Source organism: Lacticaseibacillus baoqingensis, from assembly GCF_003946165.1.
GTDB lineage: Bacteria > Bacillota > Bacilli > Lactobacillales > Lactobacillaceae > Lacticaseibacillus > Lacticaseibacillus baoqingensis.
Genome location: NZ_RHOI01000007.1, coordinates 94,848 through 118,702 on the forward strand (window position 1 = coordinate 94,848; position 23,855 = coordinate 118,702).

Genomic DNA, 23,855 nt, shown 5'->3' on the forward strand with positions numbered 1-23,855 from the left:
AAAATCGGTAATCTTTGGTTTGTTTAGGTGAGTCGCATCATAGATATGTGGTAAAATCAAACCAGTATTACGTTTTCATAAGTGATCAATTCCAGTCCAGGAGGTTCCGTCGTCATGGGTAATCAAGACATCTATGTTGGACTTGATATCGGGACCACCTCAATAAAAGTCATTGTTGCCGAGTTTATTCAAGGTCAAATGAACATTATTGGTGTGGGGAGTCAGCGATCGGCCGGACTCAGTCGTGGTGTGATCGTCGATATCGACAAGGCAGTTTCGGCAATACGCCAAGCCGTCAGTCAAGCAGAAGAAAAAGCAAGTATCAAAATTGATAATGTCGTCGTGGGAATTCCGGCGAATATGTTGCAGATCGAACAAGTCACCGGGATGATCGCGGTGGGGGATGCCAGCAAAGAGATCACAGATGCGGATGTGCAAGCAGTCGCCAGTGCCGCTTTGGTGCGCAATCTGCCGCCAGAGCGCGAAAGTTTGACGCTGACGCCGACCGAATTTATCGTCGATGGCTTTGATGATATCAAAGATCCGCGTGGCATGATCGGGGTGCGCTTAGAGATGCACGGCATCTTGTTCACCGTTCCCAAGACCGTATTGCACAACACAAAAAAAGCCTTGACCAAAGCCGGTTTAGCGATTCGTGCCGTCGTGGTGTCACCGTTAGCGACCGCGCAAGTGGCCTTAAGCGATGGTGAACAAGACTTTGGAACGGTGTTGATCGATATTGGCGGCGGGCAAAGCACCGCTGCTGTGATCCATGACCACAAGCTCAAATTCACGTCTGTCGATCAAGAAGGCGGCGAATTTGTCACCAAAGATATCTCAGTGGTGTTAAACACCGGGTTCAAAGATGCTGAAAAACTCAAACGCGACTATGGCAATGCTGACAGCTTAGCCACTCGTGAAGATGAGACTTTCCCAGTCACCGTGGTCGGCAAAACAGAGCCGGTGATGGTATCGGAAAAGTATTTGTCTGAGATCATCGAGGCGCGCTTAGGCCAGATCTTCAAGCGCTTGAACGGGGCATTGCAGCAAGCAAATGCGCTGCAGCTGCCTGGTGGGATCGTGATCACTGGCGGTACGACGGCGATTCCTGGGATCGTTGAGCTGGCGCAGGATATTTTTGGCCGCGATGTCAAACGTTTCATCCCAGATGAAATGGGCCTGCGGCATCCGGCGTTTACGCAAGCGTTGGGGCTGATCCAATACGCTGCGAACTTGACAGACATCGATCTGTTAGTCGGCAGCGTCACCACGACGCCGACGATTGCGCCTAAACCCGCAGCGGCGGCTCATGAGCCGGAACCTGATCCCACCGCGCCCGAAAGTGAACCAGAACCTAAGAAGCCGTCAGCACTGCGTCGCTTCTTCGGCAACTTCTTCGAATAAATCACTCTCTAGGAGGAACGACAATGGAATTCTCACTTGATGCACAAAATGATACCGGCGCAGCGATCAAAGTGATCGGTGTAGGCGGCGCTGGCGGCAATGCCGTCAACCGGATGATCGCAGAAGACGTCAAAGGCGTCGAATTCATCGCGGCCAACACGGATGTGCAAGCTTTATCTAATTCAAACGCTGAAACTAAGATCCAATTAGGTACCAAATTGACCCGCGGCTTAGGCGCCGGGGCCACGCCTGAAATCGGCCAAAAAGCCGCAGAAGAAAGCGAAGAGCAGATCCAAGCCGCCTTAAAAGGCGCGGACATGATCTTTGTCACCTGCGGCATGGGCGGCGGCACTGGTACTGGTGCGGCGCCAGTAGTCGCTAAGATCGCCAAAGATATGGGGGCGTTGACCGTTGGGGTCGTTACCCGGCCATTTACCTTTGAAGGCCCAAGACGGGCAAAAAACGCCGCTGAAGGCATCGCTAATCTTAAAGAGCATGTGGATACCTTGGTGATCATCGCGAATAACCGTTTGTTGGAAATCGTTGACAAGAAGACGCCGATGATGGAAGCCTTCCATGCTGCCGATAACGTGTTGCGCCAAGGGGTCCAAGGGATCTCTGATTTGATCACCAGCCCTGGATTTGTGAACTTGGACTTCGCGGATGTTAAGACCGTGATGGCCAATCAAGGTTCCGCATTAATGGGTATCGGCAGTGCCAATGGGGAAAATCGGACCATCGAAGCCACCAAAAAGGCGATTTCCTCGCCATTGCTGGAAGTTTCGATCGCCGGGGCCAAGCAGGTGCTGTTGAACATCACCGGCGGTCCTGATTTGAGTTTATTTGAAGCCCAAGATGCCAGTGAGATCGTGGCGCAAGCGGCTTCTAACGATGTCAACATCATCTTTGGGACGTCGATCAACGAAGATCTTGGCGATACCGTGGTCGTGACGGTGGTGGCCACTGGTATTGACGCGACTGAAGCCCAAAAGCGCGGTGCCAGCCGCACCCAGCCGCAAGCGACAACGATCAACCCAAGCACCAGTCAAAAAGCCCCAGCGGCCAATGATGATCCGTTTGTGGATTGGGATCTGCGCCGCGAGCCGAGTCAATCCGAACATGCGCCTGAGCAAAAGGCGAATTTTGACAACGTGAAGAAAACCGAGTTTGATATTTTTGAGAGTCAGCCCAACGCAGATCAAGATGGCGCTGGTGATGATCAGCCACCATTTTTCAAGCGCCGCCGGCAGTAATGACTGAAGGAGGGATGCGTGATGGCATTCGAAAAACTCGGCAGCAAGTTTAATTCATTTTTCGCCATGGATGCAGATGAGGAGCCAGACGCGCCAGTTGAAAGCACAACTGCGCCGCAAGCGCCAAAACCGGCAGCTTTTCGAGGAAATAAGGTGGTCGCCATGAGTCAACCGACTGAAAAAACTGCGAAGATCGTGGTTTATGAACCGCGGATCTATTCAGATGCCAAAGAGATCGGCAGCCACTTGTTGAACAACAAAGCAGTCGTGGTCAATTTTGACCGCATCGATGGCGATGCAGCAACGCGGATCGTCGACTTTTTGACCGGGTTGGTTTTTGCCATCCATGGCGAGATCAAACGCATCGGCGAACAGATCTTCTTGGTGACACCAGCAAATTTCCAAATCGATGGGTCGCTGGCCCAAAGCCTCGGCGTCGATGCGGATATTCAAATGACAGAATAGGGGGAGGCCGTTAGTGCAGTTGATGTTATTTTGGCTTTGGCGCATTGTCACTTGGGCATTGTCGCTATATAGCGCAATGTTAGTGGTATATGTCTTGTTATCCTGGTTTCCAGGAGCACAAGACAGCAAACTCGGGCGGCTTTTGGCACGCTTGGTCCAGCCTTTTTTAGGGTGGTTCCAGCAGTTTATCCCGCCGCTGTTTGGGTTGGATTTCTCACCGATCGCCGCATTTTTGGTGTTAGAGTTGTTTGAGAAATTCGCTGGGATCGTCTACAACCTATTAGCACAGCTGCTCTAGGCGTGGCTCATGGATAACGTCTATCAACACTTCCGTAAAGATGAAGCAGCATTTATCGACCAGGCGCAATCCTTGATCGCGCAAGCCGCGGCGGAATACCGCCCGCTTTTGACCGACTTTTTGGATCCGCGTCAGCAATATATCACGCGCGTTTTAGCCGGCAGTGTCGACGGCGTCAAGGTCTTTGCATTCGGCGGTTATCCCCATGCCGAACGTTGCCGCGTCATTTTAGCGCCAGATTATTTTACGCCGCAGCCGCAAGATTATGAGCTGAGCGTGTTGGCAATCAACTATCCGGAAAAATTTGCGACGCTGCATCACAGCAGTATTTTAGGGACTTTAGCCAACGCCGGCATCCAGCGTGATCTCTTTGGCGATATCATCACCAACGGGCATGCGTGGCAGGTGGTCGTCGCTGCCAGTATGAGTCAATGGGTGCAAGCCAACGTGACGCGCTTAGGCAAGATCGGCGTGCGGCTGGTGCCCGTTGCTTTGGATGACATTTTAAGCCCGCAAAATGACTGGGAGCCTTTGGCCACGACCTTGCCGTCTCTGCGGTTGGATGCAGTTGTGGCGCATGTCTTTACCATGTCGCGCCAGCGCGCCAAGGGCTTGGTTGAAGGCGGTAAAGTACGGCTGAATTTTGCCGCGACCACTCGTCCAGATGTGGAAGTCGCGGCGCATGACATCGTCTCGGTACGCGGGTTTGGCCGTTTGCGGCTGCAATCGCTTTTGGGCAAGACCAAAAAGGACAAACTCAAAGTCACCGTTGACGTCATACATAAATAGCGGTGGCACGAGACACGGTAATTTAGGAGGCAGACATAATGGCATTGAGCCCACTGGATATTCATAATAAAGAATTCAACGTCCGCATGCGCGGATATGATCAAGATCAAGTCAATGATTTTCTCAGCCAGATCATCAAAGACTACAGCGCGTTATTGAAGAGCAATGAAGAGATGCAAAAACAATTGGCCGATGCGCAAGAAAAGGTCAAATACTTTAACGATCTCAAAGATGCCCTCAACCAAAGCATCATCGTGGCCCAAGAAGCGGCGGACAAGGTGAAGACCAACGCTGAACAAGAGGCGGATTTGATCCAGCAGCAAGCGGAAAAAAATGCCCAAGACTTGTTGACTTCTTCGACTGAAAAAGCCAATCGGATCGTTGGCGATGCAAGCGAAAAAGCCAAAAAGATCACGGTGGAAACCGAAGACCTCAAGCGTCAGACCCGCGTCTTCCGCCAGCGTTTGCAAGTGATGCTGGAATCGCAACTGGAAGTGGTCAAGAGCCCTGAATGGAAAGAGCTCCTGTCCAGCTCCGATGCGGCGCCAGATGTTTTGGACCCGGCAAATATGCAAACTGACCTTGACAAGCAGCCGGTTCAGCCAGTAGAATCAGAGCAAACAGCAGTTGCTGATGACCAAAGCGGTTATACCGAGATCATCTTCCCACAAGAAGATGATGAAGCGGCGCCGGCGGCATCTAGTGATGATACTGAAGAATAACGTATGGACACGCGTCGAAATGCGTCAGCCGTTTAAGCGACCCAGAAAGTGGTGCAAGTCTGGGACGGTTCGGGTTTTGATATCAGTCCGTTAGTTGCTGAAGCGAGAAGTAGTTTCAGCCGGGTGATCCCCGTTATGAGTTCTTGAGGAGTGTTTTAGACACTCGAACTTAGGTGGTACCACGATGATCTCGTCCTAACAGGGCGGGATTTTTTTGTGCCGCAGAAACTAACGCACCAGCGTGTTCAACGTGGAAGAAGGGGAACTATGAAAGTCAAAGAAACATTGAATTTAGGGAAGACGCCATTCAAAATGCGCGCCGGGCTCCCAAACAAAGAACCCAAGCTGCAAGCAGCTTGGTATGAAAACCATGTTTACGAAGCCCGTCAAAAGCTCAACGCCGGCAAGCCGACCTTCGTTTTACACGATGGCCCTCCGTTTGCCAATGGGAACATTCACATGGGCCACGCGTTGAACAAAGTGACCAAAGACATCATCGTACGCTCCAAGTCCATGAGCGGCTTTCGGGCGCCTTATGTCCCTGGCTGGGATACCCATGGGTTGCCGATCGAACAACAATTGGCCAAAAAAGGCGTTAAGCGCAAGGAAATGTCCATGGTCGACTACCGCGAAATGTGCCGGCAGTTTGCCATGAAAGAAATCGACAAACAACGCACCGATTTCAAACGGCTTGGGGTGCTTGGCGATTGGGACCATCCATACATCACCTTACTGCCGGAATTTGAAGCCCAAGAGATCCGTGTTTTTGGCAAGATGGCCGAAAAAGGCTACATCTATCATGGCTTGAAGCCGGTTTACTGGTCATGGAGCTCTGAATCGACCTTGGCAGAAGCTGAAGTCGAGTATCATGACGTTAAATCGCCATCGATTTATGTGGCGTTTAAAGTCGTTGATGGCAAAGACTTGCTTGATGATGACACTTACTTCATCATTTGGACCACGACGCCTTGGACGATCCCAGCTAACCTTGGGATCGCAGTGAACCCGCGGTTTGAATACGCGCAAGTGGCCGTTGGCGACAAGAAGTATGTGGTGGCAGCGGAGATGCTGCCAACAGTGGCTAAGGAATTGGACTGGGCAGATTATACTGTGCTGAAGACCTTCCCAGGGACGGCGTTGGACAAAATGACCGCCCAACATCCGCTGTATGATCGCACCAGCTTGTTGATGAATGCCGATCACGTCACCTTAGATGCCGGGACTGGTTTAGTGCATACCGCGCCTGGACATGGGGAAGATGATTACAAAGTCGGCGTGAAATATGGCTTGCCGGTTTATTCAGTCGTAGATGAAAAAGGCTTCATGACCAAAGACGCACCCGGTTTTGAAGGGGTCTTTTACGATGACGCCAATAAGCTGGTCACCAAAGCCTTAACGGAAAAAAAGGCCTTGTTGAAGCTGGATTTCTTCACCCATAGTTATCCGCATGATTGGCGGACTAAAAAGCCAGTGATCTATCGCGCAACGACGCAGTGGTTTGCTTCTGTGCAGTCATTCCGCCAAGAGATCTTAGATGCGATCGATCAAGTCAAATTCTACCCGGATTGGGGCAAGACCCGGCTGCACAACATGATCCGTGACCGCGGCGATTGGGTGATCTCCCGTCAGCGGGCATGGGGCGTGCCGCTGCCGATTTTCTATGCCGAAGATGGCACCCCGATCATCGAAAAAGCCACGATTGACCATGTGGCTGATCTATTCGGTGAATTTGGCTCGTCAGTATGGTTTGATCGAGAAGCCAAAGACCTCTTGCCAGCCGGTTACACCAACGAACATTCCCCACATGGCAAGTTCACCAAAGAAACCGACATCATGGATGTGTGGTTTGATTCCGGCTCCAGCTGGGCAGGGTGTGCCCAAGCGCGCGAAGATCTCACTTATCCGACTGATATGTACATGGAAGGGTCTGATCAATACCGCGGCTGGTTCAACTCCAGTTTGATCACCTCGGTAGCGGCTAACGGGGTCGCGCCTTATAAGCAGATCTTGTCACAAGGCTTTACGTTAGATGGCGAAGGCCGCAAGATGTCCAAGTCGTTGGGCAACACCATCGTGCCTGATACGGTTGAAAAGCAGTTTGGGGCCGAGATCATCCGCTTGTGGGTCGCATCCGTCGATTCCAGCTCGGATATGAAAGTCTCCATGGACAACTTTGCGCATACCTCTGAAACTTACCGTAAGATCCGCAATACCCTGCGCTTCATGTTGGCCAACACCAGTGATTATGACGAAGCCACCCAAGCGGTTTCTTATGCCCAGCTTGGTTCGGTCGATCAATACATGCTCGTGCGCTTGAGCCAAGTGATCAAAACGGTACGGGCTGCTTATGACGCTTATGATTTTGCCACTGTCATCAAGACGATCACCGCCTTTTTGACCACAGAAATGTCGGCCTTTTACCTGGATTTTGCCAAAGATGTGGTTTATATCGAAGGCGAAAAGAGTCTCGCACGGCGGCAAATGCAAACCGTGATGTACAAAACCTTAGTGGCAGTGGTGGAATTGTTGACGCCGATCTTGTCGTTTACGGCAGAAGAGATCTGGCCGTTATTGCATCAAAAGCGCGAGTTTGCGGCTTTGGCTGATTTTCCTGAAGCCACTGGGTTTACCAACCAAGATGAGCTGCTGGCAGAATGGCCGGCCTTCATGGCGTTTAGAGAAAAGGTCCAAAAAGCCTTAGAAGTCGCTCGGGATGCGAAAGTCATCGGGAAATCCTTAGAAGCGCATGTTACGGTTTATGCCGATGACCAGCTGGAACAGTTGTTGACCGGCTTGGATGCCAATGTGATGCAGTTGTTGATCACCTCTGGGTTTACCGTTGCGAAGTTAGCCGATGCGCCGGCGGATGCCCAAGTCATCGATGGCGTGAAGCTCGTCGTGGCCCGCGCTGAAGGGGACGTTTGTGACCGTTGCCGGATGACGACCACTGACGTCGGTGCCGACAGCCGCTACCCGCATTTTTGTGCCCGCTGTGCGGCGATCGTCGCGGCCAACTTCCCAGAAACTGCTGCGGCTGACTTTGAATTCGAGGGTTGATCATGGAAGGAAAAGTTAAAACATTTAACGGAGAAAAAGGCTTTGGTTTCATCGAAACGCCAGACCAGCCGGATGTCTTCGTCCACTTCTCGGCGATCCAAGGCGGCGGCTACAAAAGCCTCACGCCTGGGCAAACCGTTAAGTTTGTGATCGTTGAAGGCCCTCGGGGGCCACAAGCGGCCAATGTGACAGTGCTCGACTAAATGACGCCAAACAAGCCCAACGCGATACCGTCGCGTTGGGCTTGTTTGGCGCTGGGGCATTAAAAAAGCGCTAAGTTTAAGTGTCTGTGTCCATGCAGGTGCTTGAGGTCGTATAATGATAGCTATGATTGGGGGTGGTGGTAATCGCAGATAACCAAGCGCAAAAGGCGCTCGTGACTGGTTCGGCTTGGATGACGGCTGGGAGCATCTTTTCTCGCGTCCTTGGGGCGATTTACGTGATCCCATGGTATTTGTGGATGGGGCATGCTGCCGCCGCTGGGAATGCGTTGTTTGCCCGTGGGTATAACATTTATAGTTTATTTTTGATCATTTCGACTGCCGGCATCCCGAGTGCGGTGTCCAAGCAAGTCGCCCATTATCTGGCTGGAGATGACTATGCGTCTGCTAAAAAGTTGTTCCGGCGCAGCTTAGCGTTGATGATCGGCTTAGGCGTGATCAGTGCCGCGGCTTTATGGGGGTTGACGCCATTATTGGCGATGCAAAACGGCCATGTCGATGGCCGCATGATCCCGGTGCTGCACGCGTTGGTTTGGCCATTGTTATTGATCCCGCCGATGAGCATCTTTCGCGGGTATTTCCAAGGGTTTGCGGAAATGGCCCCGAGTGCGATCTCGCAGCTGCTGGAACAGTTAGCCCGAGTGGTTTATATGCTCGGGTCAACTTATTTGATCATGCGCGTCGGCAGCGGCGATTATGTGCAAGCTGTGGCGCATTCCACGTTTGGGGCCTTTGTTGGCGCCGTGATGGCGTTGATTTATCTCATTGTGGTGTATTGGCACCGGCATGACGAGTTTGTCGAGTTGGCCACGGCGCCAGCTGCGCCCACCAAAACCCTGCTCAAAGAAGTGTTGCAGCAATCATTGCCGTTTATTATTTTGGATGCCGGGACCGTCTTGTACCAGTTTTTTGATCAATACAGCTTTCCGGAATTTTTGCAGCACTTCTTTATCGTGTCTCAACCGCAACAAGAATACTTATATGGTCTGTTTGCGTTTAACACGAATAAGTTGGTGATGATCGTGGTGTCTTTGGCTTCGGCCATGGCCGTCACAGCCATACCCTTGTTGGCAGCCGCCTACACGCGCCATGATCGCCAAGGGGTCGCGGCGCAAATCGAAAACATCTTGCGGTTATTCTTCTTGGTGATGTGGCCCAGTGCGTTAGGAATGGCGGCGGTGGCACGGCCGTTATATACGCTGTTTTATGTGGATGATCCCTTAGGCGAGTCCATGTTGAGGTTTAACGCTTATGTGGCGATTTTAATGGGGTTGTTCACGGTGTTAGCCGCCGTCATGCAAGGGTTGTATCAAAACCGCCAAGCGATCAAGTACTTTTTGATCGGCTTTGGGGTGAAGATCTGCTTGCAGTTTCCGTTGGTGTATTGGACCGTGGGGTTTGGCCCCTTGATCGCTACGATGATTGGCATGGCGGTGACTGTCGGATTGATGTTAGGCGCGTTGGATCGGCAATATGATCTGGATTGGTCGCGCATAGGCAAAGAAGTGACCCAATTGCTCTTGGCCAGTTTGGTGATGTATGCTGTCACCGCTTTGGTGGTTGCGGGCTTAGCCGCATGGTTAGGCGGGATGCGCAAGCTGACGGCAGTGCCGGTATTGCTGATCGGCGCGGGTATCGGGGCCGGCGTATACAGCTATTTGGTCTTGCATTGGCGCTTGGCGGATGATCTGTTAGGTAGCCGCATCGCGGGGATCAGAAAACGATTGCGGATCCGTTAAAGCAAAAAAGTTGGCGCTTGCGCCAACTTTTTTTATACTCAATGTGTATCTTCGATTTGCCCATCAGCGGTGCGCGCCACTTGCATTTGCGCCAGCGGCACATAACCCAATGATGAAAGCGCCGCTTGTTGGTTGGCAGATTGCAATGATTGGATCAAGGCAACCGTTGCGGCGTTGGGCGCGCCTAAACTATACAGGTGTTCGTAGGTCCATAGCGGCCATTGATTGCTGGTCACATTTTTGGCAGTCGGGGCTTGGCCGTTAAGCGTCAGCTGTCGATCGCTTTTTTGTCGGGCAGAAAACGCGACATAGCCGATCGCACCAGGGGTTTGGCGCACTTGTTGGCGGAGTGCTGCCGCAGAAGACACCGTAATGCCTGCCAGTGGGGCTTTAGGCCCTAACACCAGCTGGTCAAACGCGGTACGGGTCCCAGAAGCACGCGTGCGATTGATCAGCGTTACGGGCAGATCATGCCCGCCGACTTGGCGCCAATTGGTCAACTGGCCGCTAAAAAGTCCTTGCAATTGCGCGGTAGTCACGTTCGTGACGCCGGTGTCGCCGCTGGTGATCACCGCGATCCCGACCACGGCGATGGGGTGATCGACCAGCTTGTTGGCCGGCACGCCATTGACTTGCTGAGCGAAAACATCACTGGCTGCCAGCGTGACTTTTTGAGCGGCGACTTGCCGCAAGCCTGAGGTACTGCTTTGGCCATGTAAAGAGACTGCCAAGTGGGGGTCGGCTTTGGCGGCTGCTTTGAGCAAAGGCTGCATCGCCGTTGAGCCGGCAATCGTGATGCGCGGCGGCGGGGCAGCGAAAGTCAAGCGACTCAGCGCCAACCCCAACCCCACAAACCCGGCGATCAATCCTGTGGTCCATAACTTTTTTTTCGACATATCGCGCCTCCTTAACGCCTTTAGCATACCAAGCAAGTGTAAAGTCTCTGGGGATTTTGTGTAACGGTCCAGTAAGCAAGCCGTAATTTTGGTGATTTTTTGGTAACGTGATGCCATATGTCAGAAAGTGAGGACCTGGTTGTGAGCGATTATAGTAGCGATCCAACGGTTCAAAAGCATCGCTGGTGGATCCTTTTGGCGGTGGGGATGTTTACGATCATGTCCACATTAGACGGCTCGATCGTCAACATTGCCTTGCCAGTGATGGCCAAGGCCTTACACATCCCCATGAATCAAGCGGAATGGGTCGTGTTGCTGTATTTGATCGTGATTTGCGCGCTGTTGCTGCTGATGGGGCGGCTAGGCGATCTTGTCGGCAAGATCCGCGTGTTTCGCTTTGGTACAGGGTTATTCGTGTTAGGGTCATTTTTGGCCGGGTTTAATCACAGCTTGGCGTTATTGTTGTGTGCGCGATTCATTCAAGCGATTGGCGCAGCCATGACGATGGCCAATAATAATGGGATCATCACCGCGATTTTTCCGCCCCAAGAACGCGGGCAGGCGTTAGGGCTGATCGGTTCTTTTGTGGCGGTCGGCTCGATCGCCGGCCCTGGGATCGGCGGCTTGATCTTAGGGGTGCTGCCTTGGGGGTATATTTTTTGGATCAATGTGCCGATTGGGATCGCGACCATGATCGTCGGGCATGCGGTATTGCCCAAAGAGCTGGTGGCACCTAAGCAGGACATTGATTGGGCTGGTTTTGGCAGTTATGTGCTGATGATCGTGCCCTTATTTTTAGGCGTGGCTTTTGGCCAAGAGCAAGGCTTTTTGCAACCGCAGATCTTAGCACTGTTTGGTGTCGGGATAGTGGGCTTTTGGGGGTTTGGCACGATTGAACGCCACCGCCTCCAGCCATTGGTGCCTTTGCGGCTGTTTGCCAATGGTGAATTTACGCTTAGCTTGTTGAGCGGCTTTTTGATCTTTGTCGTCAATTTCTTTTCGGTGGTGATCACCCCGTTTTATTTGGAAAATGCGCGTGGGTTTGCACCGACAGTGGCCGGAAACTTGCTGATGGTATTTCCTGTTGTGCAAGTGGTGATCGCCCCGATGGCTGGGGCATTAGCAGATAAGATCGGGCCGTATTTACTGACAGTGGTCGGGTTGAGTCTGATTTTGATCGCCCAAATCGGGTATGTGCTTTGGCAACAAGCCACGCCGATGTGGGGACTGGCTTTGGTGATCGCCATCAACGGGTTGGGCAATGGCATTTTTCAGTCGCCGAACAATACGATGATCATGTCCGCTGTGGCCGCCAGCGACTTAGGAATCGCCGGGGGGTTAAACGCCTTGGCGCGCAACTTCGGGATGGTCGTGGGCATCAGTGCGGCGACGACGACTTTATTTGCGACGATGAGCCAGCTGGCCCACCAACCGATGACTACTTATCCGCTGGGGCATAATGGCTGGTTTATTGTCGGGATGCATGGCGCTTTTGTGGTGGCCAGCGGATTGTGCCTAGTGGCATTAGGGATAAGCGGCTATCGGCTGGTGGGACAAAACCGCTCCGGGACACAAAAAGTGCCAAAGTGAGCTGCGCAAACAGCGTCACTTTGGCACTTATAAAGCAGGGGTTAGACTTGGCCTTTGCCCATGTTGCCTTTGGTGTAGTCCAACAAATGATTTTTCAATTCGTTTTCCATATTGGAAAGCTCTTGTTCGGCGGCTTGGCGCTTGGTGCGGCCTTCTTGTTGGATCTGTAAGGTTTGCTGCAAGGTTTCGACGAGATCGTTTTGCGTTTGGGTCAGCGTTTCGATATCGACTACGCCGCGCTCGTTTTCCTTGGCGGTTTCCACCGCAGAGATCTTGAGCATCTCAGAATTCTTCTTCAAGAGATCGTTGGTGGTTTCAGACACTTGTCGCTGCGCGGTGACCGCTTCTTTTTGCCGCAACAAGGTCAAGGCGATCGCCACTTGATTTTTCCACAACGGGATCGCAGTATTAACAGACGCTTGGATCTTTTCGGCTAAGGCTTGGTTGGTGTTTTGGATCAAGCGGATCTGTGGGGCTTGTTGCAAGGTGATCTGGCGCGCTAATTGCAGGTCATAAGCGCGCTTTTCTAAGCGGGCTTGGAATTGTTTCAAGTCGTTGACTTCTTGGACCTGCATTTGATCACCGGATGCTTGGGCTTTAGCCATTGCTTCAGGGATCATGGTGGTGTCCAGTTCTTGCAGCTTCAACTTTGCCGCGGCGATATAGATATTCAACGCGTCAAAATAAGCCTTGTTTTGACCGTAAAGTTCTTCCAGCATCTTATTGTCAGTCAACAAGCCTTGCTGTTCTTTTTCCAAGCGCGCCGCGATGCCATCGATTTGGGCGCCGATTTTTTGATATTTGGCAGTGATCTCAAAAATCGAGCGGCGGACTTTACCAAAGAGTTTCTTGAAAATGTTACTGTCTTCAGCCCGCAATTCGTCGGGGTTGGCTTCATTCAAGCGGGCCATTAAGCTGGTCAAAGCATCGCCGACTGCGCCAGTATCTTGGCTTTGGACTTTGTTGAGCATGGTTTGGGAAAATTGCCCCAACTGCTTTTGGGCATTGGCACCATAGCTCATGACGGCATCTTGGCTTTTCACGTCGATTTGATCGGCGAGTTGCTGGGCTTGCGCGGTTTGTTCCGGGGTCAAGCCGGATGCCGGCGCTGCCTGGACGCTATCTGCCGCTTTTGGTACGGAAGCGGTACTGGCATCAAAAGGGTTGGCGAGAAGATCGTTGACCAAAGCCTGATCAGGGGTGTTTTGCTCGGTAGGTTGTTCACTCATTGGACGTGCTCCTTTTCCTTCAACCCAGATAGATCCACGTGCTGCCCAGGGGCAACGGTCGATTCTGGGAGTTGTTTTTTAGCTAAGTTGATATCCGCTTCAAGATCATCGATATCAGTTTCCACAAAATGGGCATAGTCATCGCGGATCGCATTAGCTAAATCGGCGGTCGTGTTAGCCGCAGTGGTCAACACCGCATAGGTATCTGCAGTTTTGACTTCGTGATGGCTAATGGCTTCATACTTGTTGGCGATGCGGACTAAGTTAGGGAGTTGTTCATAGATGAAATGTCCGGCGGCTCCCATTTGCTTTGGATTTTCGACGATCGCTTTAAAATAAGCGTGCAAAACGTCGACAATGTCGGTGTTCAAGGCGATGCGCTTCAATTGCGGGACCCGGTTGGTAATGTCTTCAAAAGACTGGATCTGATCAGCGACTTCATCCATCGTTTCGCGAAACAATGAAATTTCACTGTCATCCAAGCCAGATGCTTGATAGTGCATGGCCATTTTAGACGTTAATGGCGGCGTCGTGGTGTCTTGGGCAGGCTTAGGGCGTGACAGCTCGCCGATAAAGCGCGCAAACGCGAACACGATCCCGACGAAAATCGCGATGCCCAGCTGATGCGTGGCCATGCCAAGCGCCAACCCGGCTAACGCCCAAACGCCGATGCGCCACCAACGGATACGTTTTGGAGTTTTTTTCACCTAATTCACTTCCTATTTGGTGTATGCCATCAGTTTACCATATAAGTGGCACCCCAATATCCGCCTTGGGGTGGAGATTCTCAAAGAAATCCTTAAGTCCTTTGCATGGCTCGGTGAGGTTGGTATGATGGGGAGGCATGAAAGGACGTGAGCGGCGTGTGTGAAGAGCGATTACTAGCAGAAGAGACCCTTTTTGCTGGCCGGGTCGTGACCTTGGCCAAGCAAACGGTGGCGTTGCCAACTGGCCAAACCGCGCAAAGAGAAGTGGTGCATACCAGCGGTTCCGCCGGGGTGTTGGCACGCCAAAAAAACCGGGCATTGTTTGTGCGTCAATGGCGAGCCCCATTACAACAAGCGACCTTAGAGTTGATCGCTGGGCGGATCGAACCTGGCGAAGCCGGATTGGTCACTGCCAAGCGCGAGTTGAATGAAGAAGCCGGCTTGGCAGCGCAAACCTGGCGGCCATTGACCAGTTTTTATCAGGCGGCAGGGTTCAGCGATGCGCGTTGTCAATTATTTATTGCCACCAACTTGGCGCCGTTAGACCACAAGCGGCCTTTAGATGCCGACGAGGCGGTGGCAAAAGTGTGGCTGACGCTGCCGGAAGCTTTGGCCGCTCAAGCGGCAGGGACGATTTGTGATGCCAAAACTATGATTGGCATCTTGCATTGGCAATTGATGGAGGCAGCGCATGGCTGATAAACAACCCACGACGCGCAAAGCGTATCGCGAAGCAAGGCGCCAGCAACAAGATCAAAACAAAGCGCGCGATCAAAAGCGGCAAACCGTTGAGCGGGAGTATGCCCGCAAGCAAAAAAAGTCCAAAGCGCCGATCGGCCGGTTTGATGACGTGACCTATAAAAAGGTCAACAGCTTGAAGAAAAAGCTCAACTGGGCCATTGGGATCGTCATCGGCTTGTTGATCATTGTCGCATTAGTTTTATTCTTGGTATGATTGCGACTTACGATATGTAAGGGTACACTAGATAATGACTGTGCTTAAGGCACGAAATTTTTTTTGAGGAGTGACATGTGATGACGATCGGCGTGATCTGTGCGATGGAAGAAGAGTTGCGGACTTTGGTGGGGCAGCTTAAGAATCAACATGAAACCGTGGTGGCCAACCAAACTTATTATCAAGGCACCATTGACGGCACCGCAGTGATCTTAGTCGAATCTGGGATCGGCAAAGTCCAAATGGGCATGACAGCAGCGATCTTGTTGGAGAAATTTCAACCAGACGTGGTGATCAATACTGGTTCTGCTGGTGGGATCGGGCAAGGCTTGCATATCGGCGATGTCGTGTTATCCAGTGCCGTGGCGTATCACGATGCGGATGCGACGGCTTTTGGGTATGCATTAGGGCAATTACCGCAGCAGCCGCAAGAATTTGTGGCGGATCCAACGCTTGTTGAACAAATTGCGGCAGCGGCGCAAGCGGTCAATTTACAAACGCAAGTAGGCTTGATCGTCAGCGGTGATCAATTTATCGCCAGCCAAGCCGCTACTGAACGGATCCTGTCGATTTACCCCAAGGCTTTAGCTGCAGAAATGGAAGGTGCCGCGATCGGTCAAGTGGCCACGCAATTTAAGACGCCATTTGTCGTGATCCGGGCGATGAGTGATGTCGGTGACGAAAACGCCGGCCAATCGTTTGATGAATTTATCATCGATGCCGGTAAACGCAGTGCCCAGATGTTATTGGCGTACATTCACGGTTTGAAATAGGAGGTTATTAACAGTAATCAATAACGTAGAATACTGTGTTAATTTGTAGTAATTAGTCGTTCTGCGGTAATCAAGTGGAAGGCAGAATGACCAAGTGCTGCGAAATGATAAACTCGTGAAAAATCGCTGACTGATGCATGGACAGATGATGACGGTTTTCATCATGTCTTGACAGGGCCTCCTTATCTTAATTTGTTATGATATCCATAAGCAAGTTGGAGGTGAAAACATGTTGAGAACGCACAAGATCCGGTGCTACCCGAACGCGACGATGCGCCGCGTATTGGCTCAAGCATGCGATTATCGCCGCTATTGTTACAATCAAGCCCTTGCCACGTGGAATGAGCTGTATGACGCGTCAGTCGTTTTGGCAGATAAGACGGTGCGACCGAACGAACGTCAAGTCCGCAATGAGTTAGTAAACAACAAAGCAGACTGGCAATACAGTCGTTCAGCGCGGATCTTGCAATTAGCAGTGCATGATTTAGCCCAGGCTTGGGCAAATTTCTTTAACCCGGAAATGCCAGAACATCGCAAGCCGCGGTTCAAGTCGAAAAAGCGTAGTCGCTGCAGCTTCAAGACTGACAGAGCAACCATCGTTAATGGTAAGTTGCGGTTGGATAAACCGCAGGGCTATCTTGACCGTTGGTATGATATCCGATTGGCCGAAACGCCGCGTTGGCAAGGGACTATTAAACTCGCTGCTATCGTCAAAGAAGCTGATGGCTATTATGTTTGCCTAAGCATCGATGTCAGTCAGCCTGAGCCGTTACCGGCAAGCCAGCAAATATGTGGCGTTGATGCCAACATTGGCAAATTCGTCTATAACGATGGTGAGGCAATGGCTTCAGTCCGCGTATTGACCGAGCAATTAGTCAGTTTGTATCACCGCGTGTCCTTGTACCAGCGGCGGCTCGCTCGCAAACGTCTAGCGAATCCTAAGCACTTTCGTTCTAACAACTACTGCGCAACGAAAACCAAGTTGCAGCGGACCTATCAGAAAGTGACACGGATTCAAAACGACCTCTTGCAGAAATTTACGACGATGTTGGTGAAAACCAACGGCATGCTTGCCATCGAGGACTTGGACGTTAAGCACATGAAGATGAACCAGCGACTGGCGAAGAATTTACATCGCTCGTTGTTTGGACGTTTCAAAGTGCTGATGAAGGACAAGGCGCAATGGTATGGCCGCCAGCTGATTATAGTTGATCGGTTCTACCCTAGCACACAGCGATGCAGTCGTTGTGGGTTAGTGAAAACCGGTGACGATAAACTGACCTTAGCCGGTAATGTCCTTCACGGCACGGAACATCACGAGTTTCATTGTTACGGCTGTGGTGCTCAACTTGAGCGTGACGAGAATGCCGTACAGAATTTGATTCAATACGCTCAAGGGCAGGCTATGCCCTAAAGGTTCAAGAGCCAGTCAATGTTGCAAGGTGACTACCGACGTAAGCATACTGGTGTTAACGGGACCAAATAAAATAATGAATGTACAACTATGAAAGGAAAAATATAATCCTTTACTAGTGTCATTAGACATTCTTCCACATTTTATATAGCAGCATAGCATGCAACACGTATATTTAGATAATGCCGCTACCACCCCGATGGCCCCAGCAGTGATCGCGGCGATGACGCAGCAGATGCAGGCAGATTTTGGCAATGCCAGCTCGACGCATTGGTTTGGGCGGCAAGCGCATATGCAATTAGACGCGAGCCGGCAAGTGATCGCCCAATCGATCAACGCCCAGCCTGACGAGATCATCTTTACCAGCGGCGCGACTGAAAGCAACAACACGGCGATCAACCAAGTTGCCCATGAATTTGCGGCGCGAGGCAAGCACATTATTACCACCGCGATCGAACACCCCAGTGTGTTACAGCCGCTTAAGCAGCTGGAAAAAGAAGGTTTTGACGTCACTTATCTGCCAGTTGATGAAAAAGGCGAGATCAGTCTCGCCGATTTTGATGCGGCTTTAGATGACGAGACTATTTTAGTGTCGATCATGATGGGCAACAATGAAGTTGGCAGCCGGATGCCGATCCAAGCCATTGGTGAGCGGCTAAGCCAGCATCAGGCGATTTTTCATACCGACGCCACGCAAGCATATGGGTTATTGGATATTGATGTGCAGGCATTGCATGTGGATCTCTTGTCGACTTCTGCACATAAAATCAACGGTCCCAAAGGCGTGGGGTTTTTGTACCGGCGCAACCAGCTGATGCTCAAGCCATTTTTGCGCGGCGGCGAACAAGAAAAAAAGCGCCGCGCCGGCACCGAAAATATTGCCGGGATCGTGGGTTTTGCCAAGGCCGTTTCATTGTTGACCCCAGCCGTCAAGGCCCAGCACCAAAGCGACTATCTTGGCTTCAAACACCAGATTATGACCGCGTTGGCTGACGCAGGCGTTGATTATGCCGTCAATGGCAGCGTGCAAGCCGATAATTTGAATCACGTTTTCAATTTGTGGCTGGCTGGGTTATCGACGTATGCACTGCAAACCAACCTTGATCTGGATGGGTTTGCCGTGTCCGGCGGCTCTGCTTGTACCGCCGGGTCGCTGGAACCATCGCATGTGCTGATCGCGATGTTTGGTCAAGCCAGCCCGCGCATTAGCGAGTCCATCCGCATCAGTTTTGGTGCGTTTACCACTGCCGATGATGTCGCGGCGTTTGCGCAAGCATTGGTGAAGATCGCCCAGCGCTTACATGCCCATAGTAAGTGATTTTCATGGTAAAATAGGGTTAAATCACTGTGGAGGGGATCATATGGCACTCGCAAAAACCGGGTCGGCACTAGGCGATCCAAAAACGTATCAAGTCAGCCCGCAAGTCAAGCGGTATACTTTGATGGATCTAGGCTTCATCAAAACCAAAAATGGCAATTTCCAATTGGAACGGTCATTAGATCCAAATTCACCATTCACTGCCGCTAACAAGCTCAAGGTGACCTTCAAAGCCGATCTATCGGCATTCCAAATGGATGTCACCACTGGTAATGGCTTAAAGGCGCTCAACATCTTCAAAAACCCGCAAAATGCGGATAATGTCGTGCAATACAACTACATCATTGCAGAGTTGATCGAGCGGCAAGTTTTAGCCGCAGTTTAGAACGGTTTCAAGTAAGCGGACGCAGCGAATTTAGTTGCGTCCGCTTACTTTTTGCGAGTGTTGCAACGGCAACGGAGATTGGTATAATGAAAGTTACTGGAATTCATGACCTTCAAATCAGAGAACTCCAGAATCTGATGAAATGATGGTGAAACAAATGGACAACAGCAACACACGAGTTGTCGTCGGGATGTCAGGAGGCGTCGATTCGAGCGTCACTGCCTTGTTGCTGAAGCAACAAGGCTATGATGTCGTGGGCGTCTTTATGAAGAATTGGGACGACACCGATGAATATGGGGTCTGTACCGCGACAGAAGATTATGAAGATGTCGCCAAAGTCGCCAGCGAGATCGGGATCCCGTATTACTCGATCAATTTTGAAAAAGAGTACTGGGATCGCGTTTTCCAATACTTCCTTAAAGAGTACAAAGCCGGGCGCACCCCAAATCCTGATGTGATGTGCAACAAAGAAGTGAAGTTCAAGGCATTTTTAGATTATGCCGAAGAACTGGATGCTGATTATATCGCCATGGGGCATTATGCCCAAACCACGACCGATGAAAATGGGATCGTCCACATGTTGCGGGGAGCGGATGGCAACAAGGATCAGACTTATTTCTTGAGCCAGTTGTCACAAGACCAATTGAAGAAGGCCATGTTTCCGATCGGGCATTTGCAAAAGCCGCAAGTGCGCGCGATCGCCGCAGAGTATGGCTTAGCAACGGCTGCCAAGAAGGATTCGACTGGGATCTGCTTCATCGGCGAGCGCAACTTCAAGCAGTTCTTGTCCACCTACTTACCAGCACAACCAGGGCAGATGATGACGACTGATGGGACAGTGATGGGCCATCATGACGGCTTGATGTACTACACCATTGGCCAGCGCTCTGGTTTAGGGATCGGCGGCAACTCGGAGAACTCCGAGCCATGGTTTGTTGTCGGCAAAGACCTGGCGAAGAATGTATTGTATGTTGGGCAAGGCTTCAATAATCCGCATTTGATGGCGACTAGTTTGGATGCTTCGGGGATGAATTTCTTTACTGGCCAAGCGCCTGCAGCTGAATTTCACTGCACCGCGAAGTTCCGTTATCGCCAAAAAGATGTTGGCGTGACCGTCAAGATGAATGGCGATGCCGCCAAAATCGTTTTTGATGAGCCAGTGCGTGCAATCACCCCAGGCCAAGCTGTTGTGTTATACAATGGGAATGAGTGTTACGGTGGCGGCACGATCGAAGCGGCGTATAACGACGCCAAAGTGCTGCAATACGTTTAATCAAGAGCACGGTCGGCTTTTCAAAAAATGGGTGGCTGCGACATCAAGCGGTTTTAACCAATAACGCAAGCGGCTTTGCGCCACGATTGGACTTTAAATCGCGGTGCAGAGCCGTTTGTGTGACTTGGCGTTGCTTGATGGAACGCGACTATGTGACGGTTGTCATGATCCCTTTTTTTGAATGTTAAAAGGAGCAGGCAATGACACAACTAAAATGGGGTTGGCGAGTGCTATTAGGGTTTGGTTTAGAGTTGGCGTTAGGCGAGTTTGCCGCTGCTGGGCTGGCCCAAGCGCTGCCTTTAGCCGCTTTGCCGACGTTGATCAGCTATAAACTCTTGACGATCTTAGTGGTCATCGGCTTGAATGCATGGCTGCTCAAGCAGCGTCTTTTTTGGGCGCCCCTGGCAATCGGCACCTTTGGGTGGGTGTTGATCTTGTGGCTGTTGATCGGTGGGGCCACGCTGCAAGCGCACGGTATTTTCAGGGTGATCAGTGGCATCGTGATCGGCGCTTGTGCCGCCTTGCCAGAAGAATTGTTTTGTCGCGGGGTCTTGTTTGGCCAATTGCTCTTTCGTTGGCCGCGCCATCCGCGCAGGGCGTTGGGCGCTTCTGCAGGATTGTTTGCGGCGATGCATCTGATCAATCTGACGCATCAAAGCGCATTTTTGACAGGTATCCAAATGGTGCAAGTGTTTGGCTTGGGCGTTTTATTGGCGGCTTTATATTTGCGCAGCGGCACATTATGGGCACCGATCGCGTTTCACGCGACCCTGGATTTTGCGGCGGTGGCCATCCATGGCAGCAGCGGCATGCCCACTGGTACGACCAGCAGCTTAGTGTCGGGGTCTGTGTTTTGGTGTGTGCTGTATCTCATTGCGTCAGCCTTGGTTTTGCAACGTGGTCGGCAGTCTTGGCGGTTGTTGACGAAACTGGCTGCAGATTAAGTCAAACCGCTAAAAATACCTCCCAGCTGGGGAGGTATTTTATTGTCTTAAATTTTGGGCATGCGCTCAATGCAAGCCTGGCGTCATGCAAGCTTGATAGATCTTCACAACGGCATTGGCGTCTAAAGGGTAGTAGGCGTGATCAAGGCCATTGGCAGCGGCAACTTGAGCCATTTCGGTAAAGTGAGTGGTGTCTGGGATCCCGATTGCCGGCAAAGTCATCCCAAATCCCAGCGCAGCGATCCAAGTGGCAGTGGCCGCGATCGCCGCTTGAGCTTGTTTTACGAGCGGTCCCGTGGTGGGGAGATCCCAAACGCGGTGGCCAAAGCGCGCAAACAAGGCCGCCGTACTGGTATCATGATCCAAGACGTATTGCATCCACCGCGGGGTGAGAATGCCCAAACCTACGCCATGGGTGACATCGTACACCGCAGAAAGCTGATGTTCCATCGCGTGGCAGCTCCAATGGTTAACGGTACCAGCGCCGACCATGCCATTTAAAGCGGCGGTCGCCGTCCACATCAGATTGCTGCGGGCGTTTAGATTGTCAGGGGCTGCGATCGCCACTGGTGCCCAAGTGATCACGGTGCGCATCAAGCCTTCGATCATGCCTTGCGAGGCATCGTTAGGCCAAGCGCGATCAAAATATTGCTCACACAGATGGCTAAAAATATCCATCGATCCGGCGGCAGTTTGGCTGGCCGGCACCGTAGTGGTCAACGCTGGGTCAAGAAACGAGACATTCGGCCCATGGGGACAACGGGCACCAACTTTGAGGTGTTGACTGGGATCTGAGATCACCGCATTGATGTTCATCTCGCTGCCGGTGGCGGCTAGTGTTAAGATGTCGACGACAGGCAACATGGATTGCTTGGCAGCTAAGTCTCGATCCACCACCAACTGCCAAGGATCATCGGGATAATGGGCAGCCATGGCGATCACTTTGGCACAATCGACCACTGACCCGCCGCCAACCGCCAAGACCACGTCGACATTTTGGGCCAATTTTTGACCCGCCCGGACCGAGTCGATTTTCGGATTAGGGGCCACGCCGCCGAGTTCTTGGACCTCAAAATCGGCCAGCAAGTCAAGCACGCGGTGATAAAGCCCATTATGTTTGATCGAATGTCCGCCATAGACCAACAAGACGCGGTGCCCAAATTGGGCGAGGGTATCTGTCAACTCGTTATCGAGATGATCGCCAAAGCGGATCTCGGTGGGATTATGATAAATGAAGTCTTCCATGAAAACGCCTCCGTTTTTCAGTTTACCTATATTATAGCGCTTGGCCGGTTGAATTAAGCCGGCAAAATCGCGATAATAAAAGGTAACATTCAAGGAGGACGTCACGGTGACTCGATTATATTTTGTGCGGCATGGAAAAACAGAATGGAACTTACAAGGACGCTATCAAGGGGCGAATGGGGACTCCCCATTACTGCCTGAAAGCTATGCGCAGATCCACCAATTGGCTGGCTTTTTGCGCCCGGTCCATTTTGCTCATTGTTATGTCAGCCCGCTGCCGCGCGCCCAAACCACGGCCAAAACCTTGTTGCAAGACTTGGACCAAAATATTCCCACCAGCACTACTGTCGGGATGCGGGAGTTTAATCTGGGTAAAATGGAAGGCATGCAGTTTAGTGAAGTCGCCAAGAAATATCCCCAAGAGCTGCATGATTTTCGCACCGCACCAGGCGATTACGACCCAACTGCGATCGGCGGAGAAAGCTTTCCAGAATTGATCAAGCGGATGCAGCCGGTGGTGTTAGACGCCGTGCAACAAGATCATACCGGCCAGGCCAATCTCTTATTTGTGAGTCATGGCGCCGCATTAGTGGCCTTGATCCAAAGCCTGTTAGGCACTGCGGTCAAAGATCTGCGCAAAGATGGCGGGTTGACCAACAGCAGTGTGACGATCTTAGAAGCCCATGGACCGCACTTACCGTTTAAGCTGATCAAATGGAATGATACCGAGTTTTTGACCAAAAAGCTCGACCCGACTGACACGATTTAAAAAGGAGGTTATTAACAGTAATCAATAATGTAGAATAATGGGTTAATTTGTGGCAATTAGTCGTTCTGCGGTAATTAAGTGGAAGGCAGAATGACCAAGTGCTGCGAAATGATAAACTCGTGAAAAATCGCTGACTGATGCATGGACAGATGATGATGGTTTTCATCATGTCTCGACAGGGTCTCCTTATCTTAATTTGCTATGATATCCATAAGCAAATTGGAGGTGAAACCATGTTGAGAACGCACAAGATCCGGTGCTACCCGAACGCGACGATGCGCCGCGTATTGGAGCAAGCATGCGATTATCGCCGCTATTGTTACAATCAAGCCCTTGCCACGTGGAATGAGCTGTATGACGCGTCAGTCGTTTTGGCAGATAAGACGGTGCGACCGAACGAACGTCAAGT

Annotated in this window: 23 protein-coding genes and 2 pseudogenes; 21 read left to right on the plus strand and 4 right to left on the minus strand. The window is 51.5% G+C overall.

What is annotated here, in order from left to right:
* Positions 1-114: 114 nt before the first annotated feature.
* From ftsA to EKM91_RS04500, 10 genes and pseudogenes are all read left to right on the plus strand, one after another.
* Positions 115-1,404 (plus strand): cell division protein FtsA, encoded by a 1,290-nt coding sequence (gene ftsA, locus EKM91_RS04460; protein WP_125750360.1) that lies wholly within the window; start codon positions 115-117, stop codon positions 1,402-1,404.
* A 23-nt stretch (positions 1,405-1,427) separates the two neighbouring features.
* Positions 1,428-2,378, plus strand: a pseudogene (gene ftsZ, locus EKM91_RS04465) (cell division protein FtsZ); the annotation flags it as partial.
* Positions 2,379-2,462: 84 nt separating this feature from the next.
* Positions 2,463-2,657: pseudogene (locus EKM91_RS14250) on the plus strand (cell division protein FtsZ); the annotation flags it as partial.
* Positions 2,658-2,678: 21 nt separating this feature from the next.
* Positions 2,679-3,122 (plus strand): cell division protein SepF, encoded by a 444-nt coding sequence (locus tag EKM91_RS04470; RefSeq protein ID WP_125750366.1) that lies wholly within the window; start codon positions 2,679-2,681, stop codon positions 3,120-3,122.
* A gap of 22 nt (positions 3,123-3,144) precedes the next feature.
* Positions 3,145-3,420 (plus strand): YggT family protein, encoded by a 276-nt coding sequence (locus EKM91_RS04475; RefSeq protein WP_125750446.1) that lies wholly within the window; start codon positions 3,145-3,147, stop codon positions 3,418-3,420.
* A 9-nt stretch (positions 3,421-3,429) separates the two neighbouring features.
* Positions 3,430-4,209 carry a YlmH family RNA-binding protein gene (locus EKM91_RS04480; protein ID WP_125750369.1) on the plus strand — a complete coding sequence of 260 codons (780 nt, stop codon included), beginning with the start codon at positions 3,430-3,432 and terminating at the stop codon, positions 4,207-4,209.
* Positions 4,210-4,247: 38 nt separating this feature from the next.
* Positions 4,248-4,931: a DivIVA domain-containing protein gene (locus EKM91_RS04485; RefSeq protein WP_125750372.1), complete on the plus strand. Its 684-nt coding sequence runs from the start codon at positions 4,248-4,250 to the stop codon at positions 4,929-4,931.
* Positions 4,932-5,198: 267 nt separating this feature from the next.
* The gene (gene ileS / locus EKM91_RS04490) at positions 5,199-7,988 is read left to right on the plus strand and encodes an isoleucine--tRNA ligase (protein ID WP_125750376.1); all 2,790 of its coding nucleotides are present in this window, start codon (positions 5,199-5,201) and stop codon (positions 7,986-7,988) included.
* 2 nt (positions 7,989-7,990) lie between these two features.
* Positions 7,991-8,191, plus strand: coding sequence for a cold-shock protein (locus EKM91_RS04495; protein WP_125750380.1), 201 nt, complete (start codon positions 7,991-7,993; stop codon positions 8,189-8,191).
* 191 nt (positions 8,192-8,382) lie between these two features.
* Positions 8,383-9,948 (plus strand): putative polysaccharide biosynthesis protein, encoded by a 1,566-nt coding sequence (locus EKM91_RS04500; protein ID WP_420795946.1) that lies wholly within the window; start codon positions 8,383-8,385, stop codon positions 9,946-9,948.
* 38 nt (positions 9,949-9,986) lie between these two features.
* On the opposite strand, the gene EKM91_RS04505 is transcribed toward EKM91_RS04500, so the two are convergent.
* Complete coding sequence (locus EKM91_RS04505) at positions 9,987-10,844, minus strand: substrate-binding domain-containing protein (protein ID WP_164508451.1); 858 nt, start codon at positions 10,842-10,844, stop codon at positions 9,987-9,989.
* A 141-nt stretch (positions 10,845-10,985) separates the two neighbouring features.
* Here EKM91_RS04505 and EKM91_RS04510 point away from each other — a divergent pair, with 141 nt between their 5' ends.
* A complete protein-coding gene (locus tag EKM91_RS04510; protein ID WP_379895805.1) occupies positions 10,986-12,434 on the plus strand; it encodes an MFS transporter in 1,449 nt (482 codons plus the stop codon).
* Positions 12,435-12,475: 41 nt separating this feature from the next.
* Here EKM91_RS04510 and EKM91_RS04515 read toward each other — a convergent pair whose 3' ends face one another.
* Positions 12,476-13,663, minus strand: coding sequence for a toxic anion resistance protein (locus tag EKM91_RS04515; RefSeq protein WP_125750392.1), 1,188 nt, complete (start codon positions 13,661-13,663; stop codon positions 12,476-12,478).
* Positions 13,660-14,370: a 5-bromo-4-chloroindolyl phosphate hydrolysis family protein gene (locus EKM91_RS04520; protein ID WP_225419447.1), complete on the minus strand. Its 711-nt coding sequence runs from the start codon at positions 14,368-14,370 to the stop codon at positions 13,660-13,662. Before EKM91_RS04520 ends, EKM91_RS04515 begins: the two co-directional genes overlap by 4 nt.
* Positions 14,371-14,526: 156 nt before the next feature.
* Here EKM91_RS04520 and EKM91_RS04525 point away from each other — a divergent pair, with 156 nt between their 5' ends.
* From EKM91_RS04525 to EKM91_RS04560, 8 genes are all read left to right on the plus strand, one after another.
* Positions 14,527-15,069 (plus strand): NUDIX domain-containing protein, encoded by a 543-nt coding sequence (locus EKM91_RS04525; RefSeq protein WP_125750395.1) that lies wholly within the window; start codon positions 14,527-14,529, stop codon positions 15,067-15,069.
* The gene (locus EKM91_RS04530) at positions 15,062-15,325 is read left to right on the plus strand and encodes a hypothetical protein (protein WP_125750398.1); all 264 of its coding nucleotides are present in this window, start codon (positions 15,062-15,064) and stop codon (positions 15,323-15,325) included. Before EKM91_RS04525 ends, EKM91_RS04530 begins: the two co-directional genes overlap by 8 nt.
* Before the next feature lie 77 nt (positions 15,326-15,402).
* Positions 15,403-16,098, plus strand: a complete 696-nt coding sequence (locus tag EKM91_RS04535) for a 5'-methylthioadenosine/adenosylhomocysteine nucleosidase (RefSeq protein ID WP_191987983.1) — start codon at positions 15,403-15,405, stop codon at positions 16,096-16,098.
* Between the two features lie 229 nt (positions 16,099-16,327).
* Positions 16,328-17,512: an RNA-guided endonuclease InsQ/TnpB family protein gene (locus EKM91_RS04540; protein WP_125750405.1), complete on the plus strand. Its 1,185-nt coding sequence runs from the start codon at positions 16,328-16,330 to the stop codon at positions 17,510-17,512.
* A 160-nt stretch (positions 17,513-17,672) separates the two neighbouring features.
* Positions 17,673-18,830 carry a cysteine desulfurase family protein gene (locus EKM91_RS04545; protein ID WP_125750408.1) on the plus strand — a complete coding sequence of 386 codons (1,158 nt, stop codon included), beginning with the start codon at positions 17,673-17,675 and terminating at the stop codon, positions 18,828-18,830.
* A 43-nt stretch (positions 18,831-18,873) separates the two neighbouring features.
* Positions 18,874-19,215 carry a DUF1831 domain-containing protein gene (locus EKM91_RS04550; RefSeq protein WP_125750411.1) on the plus strand — a complete coding sequence of 114 codons (342 nt, stop codon included), beginning with the start codon at positions 18,874-18,876 and terminating at the stop codon, positions 19,213-19,215.
* Between the two features lie 142 nt (positions 19,216-19,357).
* Positions 19,358-20,488 carry a tRNA 2-thiouridine(34) synthase MnmA gene (gene mnmA, locus EKM91_RS04555; RefSeq protein WP_125750414.1) on the plus strand — a complete coding sequence of 377 codons (1,131 nt, stop codon included), beginning with the start codon at positions 19,358-19,360 and terminating at the stop codon, positions 20,486-20,488.
* A 200-nt stretch (positions 20,489-20,688) separates the two neighbouring features.
* Positions 20,689-21,432, plus strand: coding sequence for a CPBP family intramembrane glutamic endopeptidase (locus EKM91_RS04560; RefSeq protein WP_125750417.1), 744 nt, complete (start codon positions 20,689-20,691; stop codon positions 21,430-21,432).
* 66 nt (positions 21,433-21,498) lie between these two features.
* Here EKM91_RS04560 and EKM91_RS04565 read toward each other — a convergent pair whose 3' ends face one another.
* Positions 21,499-22,677, minus strand: coding sequence for an iron-containing alcohol dehydrogenase (locus EKM91_RS04565; protein ID WP_125750420.1), 1,179 nt, complete (start codon positions 22,675-22,677; stop codon positions 21,499-21,501).
* A gap of 106 nt (positions 22,678-22,783) precedes the next feature.
* Between EKM91_RS04565 and EKM91_RS04570 the strand changes: the two genes are divergently transcribed.
* On the plus strand, positions 22,784-23,446 hold the full coding sequence (locus tag EKM91_RS04570; RefSeq protein WP_125750424.1) for a histidine phosphatase family protein: 663 nt from the start codon (positions 22,784-22,786) through the stop codon (positions 23,444-23,446).
* A 233-nt stretch (positions 23,447-23,679) separates the two neighbouring features.
* A partial coding sequence (locus EKM91_RS13810; RefSeq protein WP_164508452.1) for a helix-turn-helix domain-containing protein occupies positions 23,680-23,855 on the plus strand: 176 nt, incomplete at its 3' end.

Coding starts and splice junctions, on each gene's coding strand:
- ftsA (WP_125750360.1), top strand. CDS start 115: ATGGGTAATCAAGACATCTATGTTGGACTTGATATCGGGACCACCTCA.
- EKM91_RS04470 (WP_125750366.1), top strand. CDS start 2,679: ATGGCATTCGAAAAACTCGGCAGCAAGTTTAATTCATTTTTCGCCATG.
- EKM91_RS04475 (WP_125750446.1), top strand. CDS start 3,145: ATGTTATTTTGGCTTTGGCGCATTGTCACTTGGGCATTGTCGCTATAT.
- EKM91_RS04480 (WP_125750369.1), top strand. CDS start 3,430: ATGGATAACGTCTATCAACACTTCCGTAAAGATGAAGCAGCATTTATC.
- EKM91_RS04485 (WP_125750372.1), top strand. CDS start 4,248: ATGGCATTGAGCCCACTGGATATTCATAATAAAGAATTCAACGTCCGC.
- ileS (WP_125750376.1), top strand. CDS start 5,199: ATGAAAGTCAAAGAAACATTGAATTTAGGGAAGACGCCATTCAAAATG.
- EKM91_RS04495 (WP_125750380.1), top strand. CDS start 7,991: ATGGAAGGAAAAGTTAAAACATTTAACGGAGAAAAAGGCTTTGGTTTC.
- EKM91_RS04500 (WP_420795946.1), top strand. CDS start 8,383: ATGACGGCTGGGAGCATCTTTTCTCGCGTCCTTGGGGCGATTTACGTG.
- EKM91_RS04505 (WP_164508451.1), bottom strand. CDS start 10,844: ATGTCGAAAAAAAAGTTATGGACCACAGGATTGATCGCCGGGTTTGTG.
- EKM91_RS04515 (WP_125750392.1), bottom strand. CDS start 13,663: ATGAGTGAACAACCTACCGAGCAAAACACCCCTGATCAGGCTTTGGTC.
- EKM91_RS04530 (WP_125750398.1), top strand. CDS start 15,062: ATGGCTGATAAACAACCCACGACGCGCAAAGCGTATCGCGAAGCAAGG.
- EKM91_RS04540 (WP_125750405.1), top strand. CDS start 16,328: ATGTTGAGAACGCACAAGATCCGGTGCTACCCGAACGCGACGATGCGC.
- EKM91_RS04545 (WP_125750408.1), top strand. CDS start 17,673: ATGCAACACGTATATTTAGATAATGCCGCTACCACCCCGATGGCCCCA.
- EKM91_RS04550 (WP_125750411.1), top strand. CDS start 18,874: ATGGCACTCGCAAAAACCGGGTCGGCACTAGGCGATCCAAAAACGTAT.
- mnmA (WP_125750414.1), top strand. CDS start 19,358: ATGATGGTGAAACAAATGGACAACAGCAACACACGAGTTGTCGTCGGG.
- EKM91_RS04560 (WP_125750417.1), top strand. CDS start 20,689: ATGACACAACTAAAATGGGGTTGGCGAGTGCTATTAGGGTTTGGTTTA.
- EKM91_RS04565 (WP_125750420.1), bottom strand. CDS start 22,677: ATGGAAGACTTCATTTATCATAATCCCACCGAGATCCGCTTTGGCGAT.